An 821-nucleotide genomic window follows, 5' to 3' on the forward strand; every position below is an offset into this window, starting at 1 on the left:
GCGCCTGGCCTTCGATTCCAGGTTGGCGGGCCGCTTCGGAGCCCAACTGCGGAAACGCCACATTGGACCGGTCGCGGTCGAGCCGCGCCACGCGAGTTGGTTCTCTGCTGAAGCGGATGTTCTGCTCGCGAAGTTCAGGTTCACACGCGTACTCGCCGATCCCGTGCGCCACGATGCAGGGGCCACACCGGGTGGGTGGCAAGAGACCATTTATTTGCGGCTTCACGGCTCACCCCGGGTGTACTGGTCCCGGTACGAAGACGCCCTGCTGGCATCGCTCGCGCTGCGACTGCTTGAGGCCGCGAGAGACGCCCGGCACTGCTGGTGCATTTTTGACAACACCGCAGCGGGCGAGGCGGTGGGCGATGCATTGCGGCTTGGTAGCCGCGTGGGCGGCGTGCCATGAGAACTCATCGAGTGGACAGCCTGTTCGCGAAGATGCGGAGCCGGTCCGTCGAACCAAGGTCAGGTGCCGTTTTAGTCGGGCGTCGGCCTGCTCACTTGCACTTCAACTAGAACGATATCTGTGCGTGCGTCCGCCGCAGATCATATGAGCATGTCTCGCCAAGCCTATGAAAACCGGGATGCCGCCTATAACGCGGCACGCGACGGACGAGGCGGGATCAGAAAAGTTAACGAGTCAGCACCCGGCGAACGGGACGAAAAAAAACCGACTCAGGAGAGCCGGTTTTTCAGAGGAAGTTACTGGGCTCAGTAACGACCACCGCCGTAGCCACCAGTGCCATAGCCAATGTCCGAGCGTTTGCCTGCACTGTAACCAGTCGCGCTGTAGCCACCCGAGCCGCTACCCTCTTCGCGGG

General features: G+C 62.2%; 1 protein-coding gene. It reads left to right on the forward strand.

What is annotated here, in order from left to right:
- Window positions 1–406: DUF72 domain-containing protein (locus AB4Z46_RS35340; RefSeq protein ID WP_442288213.1), on the forward strand; the 406-nt coding region annotated here is incomplete at its 5' end.
- Window positions 407–821: the final 415 nt, after the last annotated feature.

The sequence above is a fragment of the Variovorax sp. M-6 genome, assembly GCF_052114385.1.
GTDB lineage: Bacteria > Pseudomonadota > Gammaproteobacteria > Burkholderiales > Burkholderiaceae_C > Variovorax.